We start from the raw sequence: 17,779 nt of genomic DNA, 5'->3' as shown, positions 1-17,779 counted from the left end.
GCACTGGTGACGGTGTGGGAGAGTAGGACGCAGCCGGACAACCATTCACGACAACCCCGCCAGGTATCTGGCGGGGTTGTCGCATTTCCGGACGTTGGGCTCGACCCCGAACTGGTCGCAGTGCGTAATATGTACTCCAGGAGGACCCCGGTCGGCACTTTGGCACTTCCTCAGGATTGCAGTGGAGCGGGGGGCGGCGAAGGCGCAGATTCCGTCCGCACGATCTCGTTCGCGCGGCGCTTCTCCTGTCCTCCCGCGTGAAGTTCACTGACCGTTTCGGCTCCGCCGAGGTCACGCCCGAGCGAAGACCATTGTCGCCCGGGCCTGCTGGAAGTTGCGCAACGTCCCCGGCCGTGGAGTCCTCCAGGCGTGGTGACCGGGTCACGCCGGGACCGGCGGCTCATCTTGGTCGCTCGCTCCCATTCCTCCGAATACTTCGTCGGTGCTGCCGTGACTCTCATGCTTTGCGGAATGTGAACTTCCATCCCACCCGCAACGGGAGCGCTCTGGAATCCGGCGAACCGCGCATCATGGGCGGAGGTCAAGGGCGCTGCTCGCACGCGCGGCCGTCGCCGTCGCGGTCAAGGCCAGCGCGATAGCCCGGGTCGCCCCGATACAGCGTTGCCGCGCCGGCGGCCCAAGCAGCGGCACAGTTGCGGTAATAGGCGGCGCTCGGCGCTGCGGGTTGGCGATCAGGCGCCTTGTGTGAAGGCGTCACTTTCGGTGGAGACACCAGTCGCGGCGACTGAATGCGGGCTGATGACGGAACCGGCGGCCTCGGCGCGAACGGCTTTGCCGTTGGAAGGGACAGAGCCGGGCATGCGCCAAGGACACGGATCATCGCCTCGCGCTCGGCAGCGGTGACCCAGAGGTTGTAGCTGCGCTTGACAGCCACTTGCCGAGCCACGTACGCGCACCGATAGGTCGTGTTCGGCGGTAGCCAGGTCGCGGTGTCCCCGCTGCCCTTCTGAAGGTTCAACGATCCTTTGACGGCGAGCAAGTTCAGAGGGTCGTTGGCCAAGTGCACACGTCGCTCTGCGCTCCAGGACTGGGCCCCCTTCTGCCAAGCGTCCTCCAAGGCGACCATGTGGTCGATTTGCACCGCGTTGCTCGTGCTGCTGCCTCGTTGGAACCGGATCGTCGTGCCGCTGTACGGATCTGAAAGGACCCCGCCCTTGACGACACAGTTTCCAGTCCCGGGGCTGTAGGCGATCTGCCGAAGGTCGCGGGCGAGAACGTCGTTGCGCGTGTCGCACCCGTTGCGGTCGGCGTCGAACCAGTCGGCTCCGAACTGGGCGCGAGCGTAGTTGGTCTTCGGTGCTCTGCCCCGGACGGGAAGCAGCATCGCGGCGGCCAGCGCGCTGCCTGGGCGACCGGTGACGGTTGGAGTGGGCGCGGCTGACGGTATGACAGCGAGAGGTGCTTCCTGGGACGTTGTCACGGACGGTTCCGAGGTCGTCGTGCTCTCGGAGCCGCTCGTCGCAGTGGCGGTTGCTAAGGCAGTGCTCGTCTCCAGAACGGGCGGCGCCGGGGCGGGCTGGCCTCCGAGACCGGACGCGGCGGCTCCAGCCACGCTCAAGGCCATTCCGGCCGCCATGACTCCGCCTGCCTTTCGAAGGGTTGCCGGGCCTAGCCAGGAACTGTGGCGCACAGCAGCCCATCCGCCGGTGCCGCCCGACCGACGGCCAGTTCAAGGGCGAGATCAATGACCCGGATGCCGTCACACGGGACGGTGAGCGACTAGCCTCCGCGGGCAAGCCCTTGACAGCGGATGCAGCTTGAGCGCGAGCTACACGGCCAGTTGGCGTCGTTGACGACGCCAACTGGGTACGCTGCCCGTGTCATTGCGGCCCGACGGGCTTCCGCACGGATATGCCCCCACACCGCACGAGTCACTTCGTGCTGCCAGGGGACTTGTTCGTGCACCTACTCCGGACCTCCGCTCGAGGCTTCTCGTCCCTCGAGGCACACTTGGCGGAGCACATCGCTGAGCAGATGAGCATCCAGACCGGGCGCCGCCCGGCCGCGAGTGAGTCGCGCTCTTGGGAACGGAGCCTGCCAGCGCTGCGCGCGGACCTGGTCTCCGCCGGGCTCGACGATGTCGAGATGCTCATCGAGTACCAGCTGCCCCTGACGAGCAAGCGCGCCGACGTCGTGCTCGCCGGCAAGCACCCGAAGACCGGTCTCCCGTCCTACGTGGTCGTGGAGCTCAAGCAGTGGAGCGCGGCGGAGAGTTTCGAAGGCAGCGACAAGCTCGTCACGGTTGAGCAGTACGGCCGTCGCGCGGTCACCCACCCAGCGCTCCAGGTGGCTGACTACTGCGACTACCTCTCGTCCTTCACCGTGATGCTGGCCGAGCAGCCGCACTCGCTCGCCGCCGTCATGGCCGTCCTCGCGCTCGCGGCAGCGATGCCGGCGCGGCAAGGGCGACCCGACCGCACGCGTACGCCCTGAGCAGGCAACCCGCCAGCCCGGGCGGCCACCGGCGGGGCTCAAGGACACAAAACGCCTCCCATCCCGCGCTCCGCTCTTACCATTTCTTGACGGGCTCTTGACGCCCGCCCGGTCGAGGGGAGCACGGCATGGGGACGCACGGGTCTACCCCCTTGGTCGGCGCGGGCGGTCCTCGCGAGGCCGACGTGCTCCGTCTGGCCATCGACGTCGCCCGCCAGATCGCCGCGGGTGAGCCGTTCAAGCACGACTTCGTACGCCGCATCGAGGTCGTGCTCGCCGCCGACGGTGGCTGCGGGCTGGCCACGTTCAGCGCGGACCTGCAGCCCGGTGACGCGCCGGACGTCGTCACCTCCGACGGCTGCATCGTGCTGCCCGGGCAGGCCGAGCGGGCAGCGCAGTTCGTCGGCACGCACCCGTCGTTCGCGGCCATGTTCCAGTTCGGCGCCACGCGCCCCGTCCGCACCAGCGACCAGGTGCGCATGGACGCGTTCTGGGAGACGGAAGAGTTCGAGGCGATGCACGGCTGGCTGCCGACCGCCCACTACCCGGCCTCCATCGCCCTGCAGGTGAGCCCGGGCGGCTTCGCGTTCCTCGGCCTGCACCGCGACCGCCGTGACTTCACCGACGACGACCTCGACGCGCTCGCCCTGATCCAGAGCATCGTCGCACCGGCCCTGACGCTCAACGCGCGCCTCGAGGAGGCCACGAGCCGGCTCCGGGCCTTGGCTCTCGACGAGGGCTCGAACATCCTCGGCCGCGACGAGCTCACGGCTCTGACCCGCCGCGAGGAGCAGGTGCTGGCCCTCGCCGCCGGGGGCCTCACCAGCGGCGCCATCGCGCACCGCCTCGGGCTCAGCGAACGCACCGTCCGCAAGCACCTCTCAGCCGTGTACGCGAAGACGGGCCTTCGCGGGCGTGCCGCGGCCACCGCGTGGTGGGCGGCGCAGAGCCGCCGCGGTGGCGAACTGCCCGGTAGCCGGTCGTGACCCGGGGACAGGTGTCGTTTCCGACACCTAGCGCCCGGCTCCTCCGCATTCCATCCTTGGGGAGCGGCGCCGCCGTTCCCTCCCTGCGAGGGAGCGACGGCGGCGCCAGAGGGGGCCAGAAGTTGATCGGACCGCCGGCAGCCGGACGATCCACTCCTGGGGGAGTTCAAGGGGGATTACTGGGTGCGCCTGGTGGGGCTACTGGGCGCACCCACCCATGCCCGGTGCCGGTCAGGAGTACCAGGTCTTCGTGTAGGCCAGGTTGTCCTCGAACGTCACGTAGACGTAGCCGCCGCTCGTGTTCCGCCACTGGTAGCCGGCGTACGTCTTGCCACCCGACTCCATGAAGCTGATCCGCGTGCCGTTCGACCCGAAGATCGAGCGGACCCGTGCGAGCGAGTCGCCACCGTCCCACGGCGCCTGCACCGTCGTGTACTCGGTCCACGTCACGGTGCCGTAGTTGGTCACCTTCACCACCGAGGCCGTGCGCACCCGGTAGAGGCTGTAGTAGCTGTACCTGTAGGCCGTGTACGAGACCGTCTTCGAGAAGGTCGACGGCAGGCTGGCCTCGTAGTCGTAGATGTCCGTCGTCTGCATGCCGACCGTCGGCGGCTCGTACCCCAGGTACTGCCCCTGGATGGCGATGGTCCTCGTCACCGAGGCGCCGGCGCCGGTGAAGCTCTCGAGCGTCACGTTGCAGGTCGCGTTGACCGTCCAGGTGTAGCCCCCGCCGTCATCGAAGTAGCCGGTGATCGTGCAGGAGTTGAGAGTGTCGTAGTCGACGTTGTAGCTGACCGTCTTCGTCGCCGTGTACGGCGTCGCCTTGCGGTACTTGTACGTCGAGTAGACCGTGTAGTTGCCCGGTGCCGTCCACCGCGACGTCACGTTGGAGGCCAGTGTCTGGCCCGCCGAGTTCTTCACGGTGACGCGACGGTCGATGACCGTGTAACCCGAAACCGGAGGTGTCGCTGAGGGTGCGAGGTTGGCCTTGTAGCCGTTCCACGAGTACGCGTTGTGCGTCGTCTTCGCGGTGCGGATCCAGGTGACGGCTTGCGCCTCACCCGGCGATGCTGCGACCAGGGCAGCCGTGGCCGCCATCAGCGCGACGAGACCTCGCGCCAGCTGCTTCTTCATTTACGTCCAATCGTGCGCGCCGAGATCGGACTCGGCGAAGGGAGCACCGCGGACCTTCCCTGTGACACCGCGGTGTGCGCGCTCGGACCGGGTCCGGGCGACGACATCTCGGGACGCTACTGAGTCCCACGACCGGTTTCTGTGAAATGCCCGAATTGCTCGTGAGAGCAACCCGACAGTGCGGCGCCCTCGAGCGTTCTCACCGCGGCAGCCGGCTGACCCGCTCCCAGAAGTGGTCGCGCAGCAGGAAGCGCAGCTGGTCCTCGACGTCATAGCGGTCCAGGCGAGCCGACAGGTCCAGCAGCAGCGCCCGGTCGAGGTCGTTGGGGATGAACGGCTTCTGGCTCATCAGGCGTGAACGGTCGGCAGGGCTGGCCGTGATGGCCCACGTGTCGATCACCCGGCGGCATACCTCGTCGATGACCTCCAGCTCGTGGGGGCTGACGGCCGACACTGGCTCGGTGGTGCCGTTCCCGTCGCTGCTGCTCGACCACACGACACGCGGCGGGCTCCCCACGGGCCCCGGCGCCGCAGGCTTCGGCGACGGCCTGCTGCCTGCGAGCACCGCGGGAGTGGGCCGGGCCGACGCGGCGGTCGACGGCTCACCCTCCACCACCAGGGGCGCAGTCTCGACAACGACCGGCTCGCGCGGCCCCGGCAGTGGGACGCCCCCGGCCGCGGCGACGGCAGCTGCGGCCGGCGACAGCGGCACGTCGGTCTCCGGCTGGAGCTGGCGCACGTGCACCGTCTCGTCAATGACCGCCCCGTCCAGCACGATGAGGTCGTCGGCCTCGCGGATCAGGTGGCGTGACACGGCGTGGGCCTTGCCCGACCGGTCGGGCACCGCCATGAGCACGACCTGCATGCCGTGGCTCTGCGCCTCCTCCACGGCCTCGCTCAGGTCGTCGTCACCCGAGAGCAGGTAGATGACGTCGACCGAGCGGTTGCGCCCGTGCGCGGCGAGGTCGAGGCCGATGCGCAGATCGACGCCCTTCTGCTCGCCCTGCGGCGACGTGCGCCCCAGCCGCAGCTTGACGCGCGGCAGCATGCCGATGCCCTCCTGGGTGGCATCGGGCGTGCCCCCGGACCGGTTGCCGGAGTCGTACCAGTGCAGTCGCAGCAGCGGCAGCCCGCTGGCCTTCTCCGCGTCGGCGATGAGGCGCGCGACGAGGTCCGGGTAGGACACGACGACGCCCTTGCGCAGCGAGGTGCCCGTCACCCGGGTGGCTGCGGCCGCCAGCAGGTACCCGACGTCGACGTAGAGCGCGCAGTAGGACCGCATGCGAGGAGCGTCTCACGCCCGCCGCCGTATGCCGGCACGTGCCGCGGGCGGGTCACTCGCAGTTCGCGCACACTCCCGAGAGCGGCATCTCCATGAAGCACGTCGGGCAGACGGCGCCACGCCGCTCCTCGGAGGACGTGCGCGTGGTGGCGCGTGGGGAAGCGGCCCGGGCGGCAACGCGGGGAGTGCGCGTGCTGCGCTCGCGAGCCTCTCGCGTACGCGTGTGAACCGTCGGGCGCGCGTCCGCGGGCACGTCGGCGCCCCAGTGCCGGTAGCACTCGAGGCGCGCCGTGGCGGCCTGCAGCTCCCGCTCGTCCGGGTCGTCGAGCGGCGGCTGGCCCGCCAGCTTGCGCGCCTCGTCGTAGCCCGTGCTGACCCGACCGTCCTGCTTGTGCACGACGAGCGACGTCAGCGGCGGTTCCTCGCGCACGTGGTTGACCTTCGCCATGTCGGCGAGCAGCGGGCCGATCCACGTGCGCATCTCGGACTTGCTCCACAGCGCCGACCGACGCTGCACCTCCTCGGCCAGCTCGGAGTAGGTGATGACGGCGTCGTAGCGACCCGCCGTCTCCACGAGCACCTCGTACGCGTGCTTCGCCCAGTGGGGGTGCCCCACCTGAGTTGTCACATAGGTGCCGCTCTCAGACACGGCCGACCCTCCCGTTCCGTCATGGTCACCGACCCACCCAGTCTCCACCCTGCGCCGAAGACGTCGGCAGAGGGGCGGGTTGCGGCACCCAGAGGCTGGCCCGCGTGCCGTATGTCACGAAAGGGGTGAATCGCCAGACGCGTGCCGGGGAGTTCCACGACGATGAGGCGCCCGAACTCTCCAGGAAGCGATCATCATGAGCATTCACCGCAAGCTGCCCGTCATCATCACCGCCATCGTCGCCGTCACTGCCGCCGCGGGCTGTGGCAGCAACGCGGCACCTGCCTCTTCGGCCCCGACTGTCGTGGTCACGCAGACCGTCGCAGCCCCCGCGGCCGAGACCGTTACCCAGACCGTCCAGGCGACGGTGCCGGCTCCTGAGACGTCCATCGCACCGGTCGAAGCGAAGGCGACGGCAGCCCCCAAACCCGCCGCGAAGGTCACCGTGCCCGACGGCGTGGGCATGAACTATCAAGAGGCGCAGGACGCCTGGAGGGCGGCTGGTCTTCACGTTGCTCCGGCTACCGACGCCACCGGTGCCAACCGTGTGCCGGTCCTCGACAGGAACTGGGTCGTGCTCGCCCAAGACCTCGAGGCAGGCAGCAAGGTGGCGGCTGACTCGTTCATCACTGCCACGATCAAGAAGTACACGGATGGCTGACCGGGCGGCGTCTTGGACCTTGCTCCGCTGAGCGGAGCAGGATCCGAGCGAGCAGGCCGATGCGCAGCTCCTCTGCATCTGCGAGGCGGTCACGGCGCCGCTCGCGTCGGCGTCGACGTTGTGGGGCTCGAGGCTGACATCGGGGCGTGCCGATAGGTGCCCGCCCGGGACAAGCACCAGATGACTACAATGAGGCATGAGGTGGTCACATTGAGTCGGCGTCAGGTGGGGATCCGCGAGCTCAAGAGCAGGCTGAGCGAGTTCCTCTCGCTTGCTCAGGCTGGTGAGACCCTCGTCATCACCGACCGAGGCAAGCCCGTCGCGGAGCTCCGCCCACTCGCCGGCCGCACGACCCTTCAAACGCTGATCGACGAGGGCCTCGTGACACACGCCCGGCCCAAGGAGAAGTTGCCGCCACTGATTGCTGTCGAAGGTGGCATCAGCGACCTCGTCAGCGACCAGCGCCGGTGATCCTCTATCTGGACACGTCGGCGTTCGTGCCGCTGCTCGTCGCCGAACCCTCCTCGACCGTGTGCCGACGGCTCTGGGACGCGGCCGACGAGGTCGTCTCGTCGGTGGCCCTGCGCCCGGAGGTTGCGTCGGCCATGTGGCGGGCTCGCCACGCCGACCGCATCACCGCGCGGCAGATGTACGACCTTTCGAAGGCCGTGGACGCCCTGGCCGACCAGATGCACCTCGTGACCCTCGGTGACCGGCTCTCGCGGGACGCGGCGTCGTTCGCGGCGTCCTACGGACTGCGCGGCTACGACGCCGTCCATGCCGCCGCCGCCGCGCTGGTGGTGGGTGACGACGGGCTGGCTGCCTCCGGAGATCGGGACCTGCTCGCCGCGTGGCAGTCTGCGGGATTCGCGACGTGTGACGTCAACGCCGTCACATCGTGACGTCGGCGCTCCGTGCCGGGCTTGGGCCGCGGGCGCTCGGATCTTGCTCCGCTGAGGGGAGCAGGATCCGAGTCAGCCGACCGTTCCCGGCGGCCCCATCTCCGTGGCGATGACGTGCATGACCGCGTTGATGAGCGCCAGGTGGGTGAACGCCTGCGGGAAGTTGCCGAGGTGGCGCCCGTTGTGGGTGTCGATCTCCTCGGCGTAGAGCTCGAGCGGCCCCGCGAGCGACAGCAGCTTCGCGCACAGCTCGTGGGCCCGCTTCGTCTCGCCGATCTCCGACAGCGCCGAGACGAGCCAGAACGAGCAGATCGTGAACGTGCCCTCCTCGCCGGAGAAACCGTCGTCGGTCTCGTCCACGCGGTAGCGCAGCACCAGCCCGTCGACCGTCAGCTCGTCGGCGATCGCGAGCACCGTCGCACGGATGACCGGGTGGTCCGCCGGCAGGAAGCGCACGAGCGGCGCCAGCAGCAGCGACGCGTCGAGCGCGTCCGTGCCGTAGTACTGCGTCAGCACCCCGCGCGAGTCGACACCGTTGGCGAGGATGTCCTCCTTGATCTCGTCAGCGGCCAGCCGCCACTCCGACGCCTGCGAGTCCTGGCCGATCATCGTGGCGAGCTTCGCCCCGCGGTCGACGGCGACCCAGCACATGATCTTCGACGACGTGAAGTGCCGCAGCTCGCCGCGCACCTCCCAGATGCCGGCATCCGGCTCGCGCCAGTGCTTGAGCGCCGCCTCCACCTGCTTGCCGAGGATCGGCCAGATGCGCCCGTCGAGGTGGTCGGCGACCTTGGAGTGCAGGTAGACCGAGTCCAGCAGTGCACCCCAGACGTCGTGCTGCACCTGCGAGTGCGCGGCGTTGCCGATGCGCACGGGGCGCGACCCGGCATACCCGGGCAGGTGGTCGAGCTCCGACTCCGGCAGGTCGCGCTCCCCGCCGATGCCGTACATGATCTGCAGGTCCTCGTCGCGCTCGGCCATGTCGGCGATGAACGCGAAGAAGTCGACTGCCTCCCAGTCGAACCCGAGCGAGTAGAGGCCCCACAGCGCGAACGTCGCGTCACGGATCCACGTGAACCGGTAGTCGTAGTTGCGCGCCCCACCGATGGTCTCGGGCAGTGACGTCGTCGCCGCGGCCGCGATCGCCCCGGTCGGCGCGTACGTCAGACCCTTGAGCGTCAACGCACTTCGCTGCAGGTAGCTGCGCCACGGGTGGTCGGGGAACTTGCCTCGCGCCAGCCAGTGCTGCCAGTGGTGCGCCGTCCACTCGAGCCGGTCGTGCGCGTCCTCCGAGGTCAACGGCGGCTCGATCGCACCCCACGACAGCGCGACGTAGCGCTCGTCGCCCTGCCTGAGCAGCGTTCTCGCAGATGCCTGCCCGCCGTCGAAGCCGATGCGCATGTCACTCGTCAGCGTGAGCGTGACGCCAGATCCGTTCCCCTGCGAGACGCACTGGTGGTAGCCGTGCTCGGTGTACTCCCACTTCACCGGCGTGCGCCCGTAGTCGAGGATCGGCTCGCAGTCCACCACCGTCTGCACCTCACCCGACACGCACCGGATCGAGCGCAGCAGCGTGTGCTGGGAGTCGTAGTCCATCGGCGTGCGGTGGTGCTTCTCCGAGATGCCCTCGTCGTGGTGCCACGGCCCGATGAGCAGCACGTCGCGCACGATGATCCAGCCCGTCGGCGTGCCCCAGCTCGTCTCGAGCACCATCGTGCCCGGCAGGTAGCGCCGCGCCGTCGGCACGCTCACGTCCGACGGGCCGAGCCGGAAACGCCCCGCGTGCCGCCCCAGCAGGCAGCCGAAGATGCTCGGAGAGTCCAGGCGCGGCAAGCACATCCAGTCGATGTCGCCGCCCGGAGCGACGAGCGCCGTCACCTCACCGTCCGACAGGAACCCGTAGTCCGCGATGGGCACGACCTTCGCGTGCGGGAGTGCATCCGGTGCCGCCGCATACCCGTGACCGTCCATGCAACCACCCTGCTCGCGGCGCAAGCAGACCGCAAGAGTTCCACAAGGTCAGCGGAATACCTTGGTGATGACCCGAAAAGCGCCCTTCACTGGACGTACTCGTCAGGGGATGACGAAGGACTTTGACGGTTGGCCCGTTGTGGTACGTGAACCGTCTCGGGGCCCGGCGCTCGCACGGCGAGACGGGCCCCTTCGTCGTGGTCGACCGGCGCGGGGTTCTACCGACTGCGTGCCCTCAGGCGACCGCGATGTCGACGAGCAGCTCCGTCGCGAGCCTCTCCAGGTCGGCGCGCAGCCCGCCGCTGTCGGACTCGGCCGGCACCCGCACGACGACGTGCGCTTCGAAGAGCAGCCCGCCCGCCATCGGCGCCTCGCGCGTGCCCGTCGTCATCGTCTCGATCGACAGCTCGTGCCGGCTCAGCACCGACGACACCTCGCGCACGATGCCGGGGGAGTCGTTGCCGAGCAGGTCGATGGTGAGGCGCTGCGAGCCGGCGTCGTCGGGCACCGAGTCGACCTCGGCACCCGGGTGCGTCGTCACCTCGAGCAGCCCGTCGAGCTCGTGCAGGGCCGCGGTCAGCTCGTCGACCCGGCCATCCGGCACACCGACGACGACGATGCCGGCGAACTTACCGGCGAGCTCGGCCAGCTGGCTGTCCTCCCAGTTGCCGTCGTGCGCGGTGACGACGTCCGCGAGCGCGTTGACGAGGCCGGCGCGGTCGTCGCCGATGACGGTGAGCACGAGTCTGGGCACACCCGCAGCCTACTGACGCGCCGCGGCCCCGTCCGTGCGGCGCTGGAAAGTGAGCACTCGACGGAAAGTGAGCACTCGACGGGGAGTGAGTACTCGACGGGGAGTGAGGGCGAGAGCGACAGGGAGTGGGCGCCGTCGCGGCGGGCCGGAGTACCGTCAGGAGGATGCGGGGCGACCCGGCGGCCGCGCGGTTCGCGGCGATGCGGTCCGGCTACGAGAGCCACTACCTGCGCGCGGTCGCGCCCGGTGGCGGTCTCGGCTTCTGGCTGCGGCACACGGTCCACGTCGAGCACGACCGACCGCCGCTCGCCTCGACGTGGTTCACCCTTTTCGACGCCGAGGCGCCGGGCCCTGTCACCGCGAAGCAGACCGTGGAGGGCCCGCCCACCAACGACCCGCACTGGGTCGGAGTCGCCGGCTCGACCCTCGGGCCGACCCAGGCCACCGGCTCGATCACCCCGATGCCCGGCCGGGTGCACCCGCACCTGCCCGTCTCGTGGGACCTCACCTTCCTCGGCGAGCCCGCGCTCGAGCACCTGCCGTCCCCGTGGATGTATGCCGCCCCGATCCCCAGGACGAAGCCCGTCAGCCTGCACCCCAGCGCCCGGTTCACCGGCACGGTGACCGTCGGAGACCGGGCCGTCGACGTCGACGGCTGGAAGGGCATGGTCGGCCACAACTGGGGCAGCGAGCACGCCGAGCGGTGGATCTGGTTGCACGGCCTCGGTTTCGACGGCGAGCCGAGCAGCACCTGGATCGACGTCGTGCTCGGCCGGCTGCGGGTCGGCGGGCATACGACGCCGTGGGTCGCCAACGGCATGCTCTCCGTCGTGGGCGAGCGCCGGAGGCTGGGCGGCACCGCACACACCCGCGCCACCAGGGTCGAGGAGCGACGCGACGGCGCCCACCTGCACCTGCCCGGTCGGGGCGGCCTGGTCGTCGACCTCGAGGTCGTCGCACCTCCGGAGCGCTGCGTGGCCTGGCTCTACGCCGAGCCCGGCAGGCCGGCGCGAGGTCCCGCCGACACCGCCGACACCGGCGACCACGGCCACCCCGGTGCCGCCGCGCACCGAGCCACGGCACACCACGACGACCACGCCGTCACCAACTGCTCGATCGCAGACCTGGAGATGACGGTGACCCAGCCCGGCGGCAGACGCCACGTGCTCACGTCAGCCGGCCAGGCGGCATACGAGATCGGGACGCGTGAGCGGCCGGCCGACGTGCCGCTGCAGCCCTGGCCGGACGGCGCGGCTGCGCGGCCGACCGGCGGATGAGGCACCGGGCCGGGTGCGCCCGCTTCTTGAGCGGCACCCGGCCCGGTCAAAGGTGGCCGCTCAGACGGCGGCCTTCTCCCCGACCGGGCCACCGGACCCGTCGGGGTGATCGGGGGACTCGGGCGAGTCAGGCGTGTCGCTGGGCCGGCGCTCCGCCAGGCCGGCCATGCCCCAGCGCACCGCCGCCGTGCCGAGGTGGCCCAGCGGTCGCGCCACCAGCGACGAGACGACGCCGGGCAGCGGGATGCCGAGCATCTCGCGCGCCCACCCCGGCAGCAGGGAGACGCCACCGGACGCGATGGTGCCGTAGCCCGGGCGGGCGTAGAGGGGCAGCGGCGGGTTGAGCAGCAGGAAGCGCGCCGCCTCGCGGGCCGCGGGTGTCGCCTCGAGCTCGGGGCGGTACGCATCGAGCACCTCGCGCAGCGCCGCCACCGAGGTCGGCGGGTCGACGACACCGAGCCGCGACGCCGGGATGCCGGCCTGCGCCACGTAGACGTCGGCCTCGTCGGCGGTCAGCGGCGTCGCGGCGAAGGTCTGGAAGCCCCGCAGGAACGAGTCGACCTCCGCCGCGTGCACCCACATCAGCAGGTGCGGGTCGTCGGCGCGGTAGGGCCGGCCGTCCGGCGCCTTGCCACGCACCCGCGTGTGGATCGAGCGCACCGTGGCGATGGCCTCCTCGGCGTGCTCGATCGTGCCGAAGGTCGTCGTCGCGAGGTAGTGGCTGGTGCGCTGGAGCCGGCCCCACGGGTCGCCCTTGTAGCCGCTGTGGCCCGCCACGCCAGCCATGGCGAGCGGGTGCAGCGACTGCAGCAGCAGCGACGTGACGCCGGCCGGGAACATCGAGGCGTCCGCGTGCACCCGCCACACCGGGTCGTCGGGCGTGAACCAGCGCTCCCCGCGGGCACCCCAGATCCGCTGCGCACGGACCGGCGCGTCGTCGCCGGCGACCTTGCTGCGCAGCATCCTCCCCAGCTGGCGTTGCACCAGCCGGGCACCTGCGGCCGAACTCATGCCTTTCACGGTATGGGCAGGTCAGCGCCCTGCAAAAATGCGTGTCCAACCTTTGGAGCGCGCGTTGTCCAAGGTTGTGTGGGCATGCGCGGTCGGTCGGGCGGCCGCTAGGTCAGGTCAGGTCAGGTTGGTCAGGTCAGGTCAGCGTGATGCGGATCCCGGCCCGCGCCGTGCGCTTGCGGAACCGGTCGGTCACGACCGCGATCGCGTCGCCCAGGCGCGCCATCAGGTACTTGCGCCCCATGGCGCGTTTGACCGCGGCGACGCCTTCCGGGGTGCGGTCGACGACGGCCGTGCCGGCATACGTCGGCGCCCCCTCGGGCACCCGGCCGCGGAAGTCGCACGGGCGCAGCTCGACGCGCGAGGTGTGCGCGAGCCGCTTCAGCTTGCCCGTCGGGTCGACCGTGATGACGACGAGCTCGTCGCCGTCCCTGGCGATCCACACCGGCGACGACACGGGTGTGCCCGTGCGCCGGAACGTCGTCAGCTGCACGTAGCGGTTGGCGTTGACGACGTCGAGGTCGCCGGGCAGGGGAGTCGCGCTCACGCCGCCAGCGTATGCCGTCCGCTTCGCCCACAATGGGGCATGGCGCTCGCGCTCTGCCTCCTCCTCGACCGGCGCTCCGACGCGCTCGTGCGTGAGCTGTGGAAGCGCTTGGAGGAGAACGGCATACCGACGCTGCTCTCGCACACCCACGGCCGTCACGTGCCGCACCTGTCGTATGCCGTCCTGCTCGACGGCGACCTCGGCGCGGTGCGCGAGGCCGCCGTCTCACTGCCCGACTCGGGCCCGGTGGACGTCTCGGTGCAGGGGACCGTCGTCTTCCCGCGCGGACGAGTGGCGCTCGCAGGCTCGGCGTCGTCGGTGCTGGCCGCGCGGCAGGCGCGCGCCGTCGAGGTGCTGCGCGGCACCGGCGCGACGATCCACCGGCACTACGAGCCCGGGCACTGGATGCCGCACGTGTCGGCGTCGACCGGGGTGCAGATGGCCGACCTGGGGCCCGTCGTCACCGCCGTGTCGGACCGGCTGCCCCTGACGCTCCACTGCGACGGCGCCGCCCTCATCGAGACGACCGACGGCACGGCGTGGCCGCTGGCGGGCGTGCCCTGAGGGCGGTGCCCGCCTGGGTGGTGAGGTGTCCGTTTTGAGTACGTGTGCCCAGTACTGCCGGGACGGCTCTGCGCTCTTCTCCCCGAACGATCCACCAGCGATCACCACACCAAGGGGAAAGGCACCACCGTGCGCATCAGCTTCACACCCGCCGAGAACGGCTTCGCGTTCAGCAACCAGTTCACCAACCACGTCCTTCGCATCCCGGCCCTCGGCATCGACGTCACGACCCGCGGCCGCTGCGGCGGCATGGCGGCCGCGGCCATGGACTACTGGCACGCGGGCCTGGCGATGTCGATGAACAGCTCTCTGCCGCAGGACGGCTCGCTCGTGGCCGACTACATCTACTCGCGGCTCATGGACACCTTCGTCGACAACGGCGCGAAGTTCGTCCAGTACGCGACGAGCCTCGACCACCCGACGTGGCTGCGTGGCAAGGGCGTCGCCCGGATGACCCGTGAGGACGAGCTGCCGAGGCTCAAGGCGCGGCTCAACTCCGGGCAGCCGGTGCTGCTCGGCCTCACCCAGGCCCGCGACGTCACCCAGCTCGGCAACGACCACCAGGTCGTCGCGTACGGCTGGGAGCAGGACAGCCGCTACACCTACGTGCTCGTCTACGACAACAACAACCCGGGCCAGGAGGTGCGCCTCAAGCTCACCACCGTCGACGACCCGGCCGAGCGTGCCATCACCGGGAGCAACGGCAAGACGTGGCGCGGGCTGTTCGTCGAGAGCTACACCCGCAAGACGCCCGGCTTCCTCGCCAACGGCCGGCTGGTCCACGACTCGACCGACCCGAAGATCCACGTCATCCGTGGCGGTGGCGCGTTCTGGGTGCCCTCGCCCGCAGAGTTCGATGCATGCGGATTCCGCTGGGACGCAGTCGTGGCCGCCAAGCCGGGCTCGATGGCACACGTCGCGACCCACCCGGGCAACGGGACGCTCGTGCGTGAGCGCGGCACGGACCCGATCCACGTCGTCTACGGCGGCAAGGCCTTCTGGATCCCGTCGCCCGAGGTCTTCGAGGGTCTCGGCCTCGACTGGAACGCGGTGCGCGAGATCCCCCAGGGGTCGCTCTCCGGGCTGCGCCAGGTGCCGCGCGACCGCACCCTGCTGCGCGAGCGGTCATCCGACCCGGTGTGGCTCGTCGAGGGCGGCCGGCTGCGTCACGTGACGAGCCCCGCTGTCATGGACCGGCTCGGCCTCGAGTGGGGCTGCGTGCGCGTCGTCCCGGACGGGGCGCTCGCCGGCCTGCCGACGGGGATGCCGGTCTACTGAGGGCAGTGGGTCCGTCGCACCGCGGGTGACTAGTCACCAATGGTCCGTTCGGACCAAATGCCCATCTTTTCACTGACGTCGTTCACACCGGCGTGTCAACCTGACGGAGTCGTTGCAGAACGGGACACTTTTCCCAAGCGACACAAAGACTTCGGCGGTTGGCCCGTTGTGGTACGTGAACCGTCACTGATGGCCCGGACTCGCATCTGCGAGCCGGGCTTCATCAGTTTCCGGGCCTGTCGAGTGCTGTTCGCTCCGTCACCCGCGCTGTGAATCCGACTAACGCCCAAAGGGATCCGGACTACCGTTGACCACATGAGGCGACTCGTCGCACCCGTCCTCGTCGGCGCCGCGGCCCTGTCGGTCGTGACCGCCCGCTTCTCCGCGCTGCACTGGGGCGCCACCACCGAGGAGTCGCGCGAGCCGCTGCCGGGCGACGAGCTCGTCCCCGCACCGGGCCTCGTCGCGACCCGTGCCATCACCATCGAGGCGGTGCCCGAGGTCGTGTGGCCGTGGGTCGTGCAGATCGGTGCCGACCGCGGCGGCTTCTACAGCTACGACCGGCTCGAGAACCTGGCCGGCTGCAACCTGCGCAGCGCCGACGCGGTCGTGCCGGAGTGGCAGCACCTCGCTCGCGGCGACCTCGTGCGCCTGCATCCGCAGGTCGCCCTCACGGTCGTGTCCGTCGAGCCGGACCACTCGCTCGTGCTGCAAGCGGCACCACCTCCCGGGGCGGAGGGTTCGCCCGGCGTCGCGCCCTACGACTTCACGTGGGCGTTCGTGCTGCACCGGCACCCGCACGCCGCGACGCGGCTCATCACGCGGGAACGGTTCGGCTACACCCACTGGTGGTCACCGCTGCTCGTCGAACCGGTCTCGGCCGCGAGCTCGCTGATGAGCCAGAAGATGCTCCGCGGCATACGTGACCGCGCGGAGCGTCAGGCGTCGGCTGGCGCCTGAGCGACGACCTTGCGACCGCGCGCGAAGTAGGCCAGCGGCCCGACGAAGTTCACCGCGATGATCGCGGCCCACATCGCCTTGCTGCCCTCGACCTCCTCGGCCGGCCGGCGCGCCAGGTCGGCCCACGCCGTCGCTGCGAGCGACAGCTGCACGCAGCCCGCCACGATGGTCGCCGTCCTCTGGCCGCTCGTCAGCTCCGACCACTGCTTCTTGGCCATGGCCCCTCCTCGGGTCACCTCATTCAGGGGCGCCCCTCGCCCCTCTTCCGGAGTAGCACGGCCACGCGGCGCGCCGCAGCCGATGTGACCGACGAGACGCCTTGCGCCCCGGTCGATGTCGCGGCACGGTGCCACGCTGGAAGAGGCAGGGGATTCGGTCGGGAGTCACCATGAAACGCGCCATCACCGTCGCCGCCGTCCTCGTCGCACCGTTCCTCCTGGGACCCCTCGGACCGCTGGGAGCGGGACCGGCCGGGGCCGCGCAGCCCCGGATCTACCACACCATCGGGTCCACGTCGGCGTCCGCGAGCACCACGACGATGCAGGGCTGCGAGCTCACCGAGGTCTTCGCATCGTCGAGCACGGCGATGTATGCCGCGCGGCCCGGTCCCGTGAACAAGCAGGGCCTCACGTCGGTCCTCGTCCGTGTCAGCGACACGTGCGCGCAGAGTCCGATGGACGTCCACGCAGCGGCTGGAGGCGGCGGGGGTGGCGTCGTCCTCTTCGAGGCGGAGGCGCAGAGCGGTGCGCCGCTCGTCGTCGACCCGCGCCTGAGGCACGCCTCGGTCACGAGCGACCTCCCCGGCACCGACAGTCAGGGCAACCCCGTCACGGTTCACCTCGTCGCGACCTGGACCGGGACTGGCCCGCTCAAGCACACGACCGTGGTGAACTCCAGCCACGACGCCGACGGCAACGTCTCCGCGACCGACAACAACCTGCGCCGGGATGCCTCGGCCGAGCTCAGCGTGATGGTCGGGGACCGCTCGGCTGCGGCCCCGGCGACTGACGGCGTCATCGAGCAGACACGGTCACGATGCGTCGAGGTGCCCCGGCCCGGCGTCGAGGGTTTCTTCCCCTGCTTCGGCTTCCCCGGCTGACGCTGGTCCGCATGGCGGTCGGCACCGACCGATGCTCGGCCGAGCGCTGTCGGTGGTCGCACATATGTTCGACTCATGGCATCGGAACCGTCGACGCTCGGGCTCCTGAGGAGCCGGCTGGCTGACCTCGAGGAGCGTCAGCGCGCGGCGGGTGGCGTGGCCGAGGTGGGGTTCTGGCAGCTGTTCCCGGGGCGTATGCCGTCTGCGTCGTCTGGGTCGCGCGCACCTTCCGCGCGGGGTCGGGTCAGGA

19 protein-coding genes are annotated in these 17,779 nt (G+C 70.4%); 10 read left to right on the top strand and 9 right to left on the bottom strand.

The genetic code is table 11. From position 1 onward, the window contains the following. Window positions 1–541: 541 nt before the first annotated feature. Window positions 542–1,345, bottom strand: a complete 804-nt coding sequence (locus ACYVNR_RS17755) for a GmrSD restriction endonuclease domain-containing protein (RefSeq protein ID WP_461049823.1) — start codon at window positions 1,343–1,345, stop codon at window positions 542–544. Window positions 1,346–1,995: 650 nt separating this feature from the next. On the opposite strand from ACYVNR_RS17755, the gene ACYVNR_RS17750 reads away from it, so the two are divergent. Together ACYVNR_RS17750 and ACYVNR_RS17745 are read left to right on the top strand one after the other, a co-directional pair. Continuing rightward, window positions 1,996–2,454, top strand: coding sequence for a hypothetical protein (locus tag ACYVNR_RS17750; RefSeq protein WP_461049821.1), 459 nt, complete (start codon window positions 1,996–1,998; stop codon window positions 2,452–2,454). 128 nt (window positions 2,455–2,582) lie between these two features. After that, window positions 2,583–3,440 (top strand): helix-turn-helix transcriptional regulator, encoded by an 858-nt coding sequence (locus ACYVNR_RS17745; protein ID WP_461049819.1) that lies wholly within the window; start codon window positions 2,583–2,585, stop codon window positions 3,438–3,440. A gap of 231 nt (window positions 3,441–3,671) precedes the next feature. Here ACYVNR_RS17745 and ACYVNR_RS17740 read toward each other — a convergent pair whose 3' ends face one another. The 3 genes from ACYVNR_RS17740 to ACYVNR_RS17730 all read right to left on the bottom strand — a co-directional run bounded on the left by ACYVNR_RS17740 (window position 3,672) and on the right by ACYVNR_RS17730 (window position 6,505). Then, a complete protein-coding gene (locus tag ACYVNR_RS17740) occupies window positions 3,672–4,574 on the bottom strand; it encodes a hypothetical protein (protein WP_461049816.1) in 903 nt (300 codons plus the stop codon). A 199-nt stretch (window positions 4,575–4,773) separates the two neighbouring features. Beyond that, window positions 4,774–5,856 (bottom strand): NYN domain-containing protein, encoded by a 1,083-nt coding sequence (locus ACYVNR_RS17735; RefSeq protein ID WP_458803388.1) that lies wholly within the window; start codon window positions 5,854–5,856, stop codon window positions 4,774–4,776. Window positions 5,857–5,908: 52 nt separating this feature from the next. Then, window positions 5,909–6,505, bottom strand: a complete 597-nt coding sequence (locus ACYVNR_RS17730) for a hypothetical protein (protein WP_461049814.1) — start codon at window positions 6,503–6,505, stop codon at window positions 5,909–5,911. Window positions 6,506–6,701: 196 nt separating this feature from the next. On the opposite strand from ACYVNR_RS17730, the gene ACYVNR_RS17725 reads away from it, so the two are divergent. From ACYVNR_RS17725 to ACYVNR_RS17715, 3 genes are all read left to right on the top strand, one after another. After that, the gene (locus tag ACYVNR_RS17725; RefSeq protein ID WP_052677525.1) at window positions 6,702–7,166 is read left to right on the top strand and encodes a PASTA domain-containing protein; all 465 of its coding nucleotides are present in this window, start codon (window positions 6,702–6,704) and stop codon (window positions 7,164–7,166) included. 189 nt (window positions 7,167–7,355) lie between these two features. Then, a complete protein-coding gene (locus tag ACYVNR_RS17720; RefSeq protein WP_461049811.1) occupies window positions 7,356–7,637 on the top strand; it encodes a type II toxin-antitoxin system Phd/YefM family antitoxin in 282 nt (93 codons plus the stop codon). Next, the gene (locus ACYVNR_RS17715) at window positions 7,634–8,068 is read left to right on the top strand and encodes a type II toxin-antitoxin system VapC family toxin (RefSeq protein WP_461049809.1); all 435 of its coding nucleotides are present in this window, start codon (window positions 7,634–7,636) and stop codon (window positions 8,066–8,068) included. The genes ACYVNR_RS17720 and ACYVNR_RS17715 overlap by 4 nt, the downstream gene beginning before the upstream one ends. A 72-nt stretch (window positions 8,069–8,140) precedes the next feature. Here ACYVNR_RS17715 and ACYVNR_RS17710 read toward each other — a convergent pair whose 3' ends face one another. Together ACYVNR_RS17710 and ACYVNR_RS17705 are read right to left on the bottom strand one after the other, a co-directional pair. Then, window positions 8,141–10,039, bottom strand: a complete 1,899-nt coding sequence (locus tag ACYVNR_RS17710; protein ID WP_461049807.1) for a glycoside hydrolase family 15 protein — start codon at window positions 10,037–10,039, stop codon at window positions 8,141–8,143. A 235-nt stretch (window positions 10,040–10,274) separates the two neighbouring features. Further along, window positions 10,275–10,793, bottom strand: a complete 519-nt coding sequence (locus tag ACYVNR_RS17705; protein WP_461049805.1) for a glycine cleavage system transcriptional repressor — start codon at window positions 10,791–10,793, stop codon at window positions 10,275–10,277. A gap of 164 nt (window positions 10,794–10,957) precedes the next feature. Here ACYVNR_RS17705 and ACYVNR_RS17700 point away from each other — a divergent pair, with 164 nt between their 5' ends. Then, window positions 10,958–12,070: a hypothetical protein gene (locus ACYVNR_RS17700; protein ID WP_461049803.1), complete on the top strand. Its 1,113-nt coding sequence runs from the start codon at window positions 10,958–10,960 to the stop codon at window positions 12,068–12,070. A 60-nt stretch (window positions 12,071–12,130) separates the two neighbouring features. Here ACYVNR_RS17700 and ACYVNR_RS17695 read toward each other — a convergent pair whose 3' ends face one another. Both ACYVNR_RS17695 and ACYVNR_RS17690 read right to left on the bottom strand, forming a co-directional pair. Continuing rightward, window positions 12,131–13,081 (bottom strand): oxygenase MpaB family protein, encoded by a 951-nt coding sequence (locus ACYVNR_RS17695; protein ID WP_461049801.1) that lies wholly within the window; start codon window positions 13,079–13,081, stop codon window positions 12,131–12,133. Between the two features lie 136 nt (window positions 13,082–13,217). Then, window positions 13,218–13,628 carry a PPOX class F420-dependent oxidoreductase gene (locus ACYVNR_RS17690; RefSeq protein ID WP_461049799.1) on the bottom strand — a complete coding sequence of 137 codons (411 nt, stop codon included), beginning with the start codon at window positions 13,626–13,628 and terminating at the stop codon, window positions 13,218–13,220. A gap of 39 nt (window positions 13,629–13,667) precedes the next feature. Here ACYVNR_RS17690 and ACYVNR_RS17685 point away from each other — a divergent pair, with 39 nt between their 5' ends. From ACYVNR_RS17685 to ACYVNR_RS17675, 3 genes are all read left to right on the top strand, one after another. Further along, the gene (locus tag ACYVNR_RS17685; protein ID WP_461049797.1) at window positions 13,668–14,192 is read left to right on the top strand and encodes a 2'-5' RNA ligase family protein; all 525 of its coding nucleotides are present in this window, start codon (window positions 13,668–13,670) and stop codon (window positions 14,190–14,192) included. A gap of 129 nt (window positions 14,193–14,321) precedes the next feature. Beyond that, window positions 14,322–15,470 (top strand): hypothetical protein, encoded by a 1,149-nt coding sequence (locus ACYVNR_RS17680; protein WP_461049795.1) that lies wholly within the window; start codon window positions 14,322–14,324, stop codon window positions 15,468–15,470. A 315-nt stretch (window positions 15,471–15,785) separates the two neighbouring features. Continuing rightward, complete coding sequence (locus ACYVNR_RS17675; RefSeq protein WP_461049793.1) at window positions 15,786–16,430, top strand: SRPBCC family protein; 645 nt, start codon at window positions 15,786–15,788, stop codon at window positions 16,428–16,430. Here the strand turns inward: ACYVNR_RS17675 and ACYVNR_RS17670 are convergent. Then, the gene (locus ACYVNR_RS17670) at window positions 16,409–16,648 is read right to left on the bottom strand and encodes a PLD nuclease N-terminal domain-containing protein (protein ID WP_458803365.1); all 240 of its coding nucleotides are present in this window, start codon (window positions 16,646–16,648) and stop codon (window positions 16,409–16,411) included. The two genes, ACYVNR_RS17675 and ACYVNR_RS17670, sit on opposite strands and share 22 nt — an antisense overlap. 170 nt (window positions 16,649–16,818) lie before the next feature. Here ACYVNR_RS17670 and ACYVNR_RS17665 point away from each other — a divergent pair, with 170 nt between their 5' ends. Continuing rightward, window positions 16,819–17,529 carry a hypothetical protein gene (locus ACYVNR_RS17665; RefSeq protein WP_461049791.1) on the top strand — a complete coding sequence of 237 codons (711 nt, stop codon included), beginning with the start codon at window positions 16,819–16,821 and terminating at the stop codon, window positions 17,527–17,529. Window positions 17,530–17,779: the final 250 nt, after the last annotated feature.

It is taken from the genome of Terrabacter koreensis (assembly GCF_054783315.1).
The sequence above is the reverse complement of the archived record's forward strand: the minus strand, read 5'-3'. Positions and strand labels throughout refer to the sequence as shown.

What these genes read in the sequence shown, in the direction of transcription:
- ACYVNR_RS17755 (WP_461049823.1), bottom strand. Translation starts at nt 1,345, where the DNA reads ATGCTGCTTCCCGTCCGGGGCAGAGCACCGAAGACCAACTACGCTCGC.
- ACYVNR_RS17750 (WP_461049821.1), top strand. Translation starts at nt 1,996, where the DNA reads ATGAGCATCCAGACCGGGCGCCGCCCGGCCGCGAGTGAGTCGCGCTCT.
- ACYVNR_RS17745 (WP_461049819.1), top strand. Translation starts at nt 2,583, where the DNA reads ATGGGGACGCACGGGTCTACCCCCTTGGTCGGCGCGGGCGGTCCTCGC.
- ACYVNR_RS17740 (WP_461049816.1), bottom strand. Translation starts at nt 4,574, where the DNA reads ATGAAGAAGCAGCTGGCGCGAGGTCTCGTCGCGCTGATGGCGGCCACG.
- ACYVNR_RS17735 (WP_458803388.1), bottom strand. Translation starts at nt 5,856, where the DNA reads ATGCGGTCCTACTGCGCGCTCTACGTCGACGTCGGGTACCTGCTGGCG.
- ACYVNR_RS17725 (WP_052677525.1), top strand. Translation starts at nt 6,702, where the DNA reads ATGAGCATTCACCGCAAGCTGCCCGTCATCATCACCGCCATCGTCGCC.
- ACYVNR_RS17720 (WP_461049811.1), top strand. Translation starts at nt 7,356, where the DNA reads ATGAGGCATGAGGTGGTCACATTGAGTCGGCGTCAGGTGGGGATCCGC.
- ACYVNR_RS17710 (WP_461049807.1), bottom strand. Translation starts at nt 10,039, where the DNA reads ATGGACGGTCACGGGTATGCGGCGGCACCGGATGCACTCCCGCACGCG.
- ACYVNR_RS17700 (WP_461049803.1), top strand. Translation starts at nt 10,958, where the DNA reads ATGCGGGGCGACCCGGCGGCCGCGCGGTTCGCGGCGATGCGGTCCGGC.
- ACYVNR_RS17695 (WP_461049801.1), bottom strand. Translation starts at nt 13,081, where the DNA reads ATGAGTTCGGCCGCAGGTGCCCGGCTGGTGCAACGCCAGCTGGGGAGG.
- ACYVNR_RS17685 (WP_461049797.1), top strand. Translation starts at nt 13,668, where the DNA reads ATGGCGCTCGCGCTCTGCCTCCTCCTCGACCGGCGCTCCGACGCGCTC.
- ACYVNR_RS17675 (WP_461049793.1), top strand. Translation starts at nt 15,786, where the DNA reads ATGAGGCGACTCGTCGCACCCGTCCTCGTCGGCGCCGCGGCCCTGTCG.
- ACYVNR_RS17670 (WP_458803365.1), bottom strand. Translation starts at nt 16,648, where the DNA reads ATGGCCAAGAAGCAGTGGTCGGAGCTGACGAGCGGCCAGAGGACGGCG.
- ACYVNR_RS17665 (WP_461049791.1), top strand. Translation starts at nt 16,819, where the DNA reads ATGAAACGCGCCATCACCGTCGCCGCCGTCCTCGTCGCACCGTTCCTC.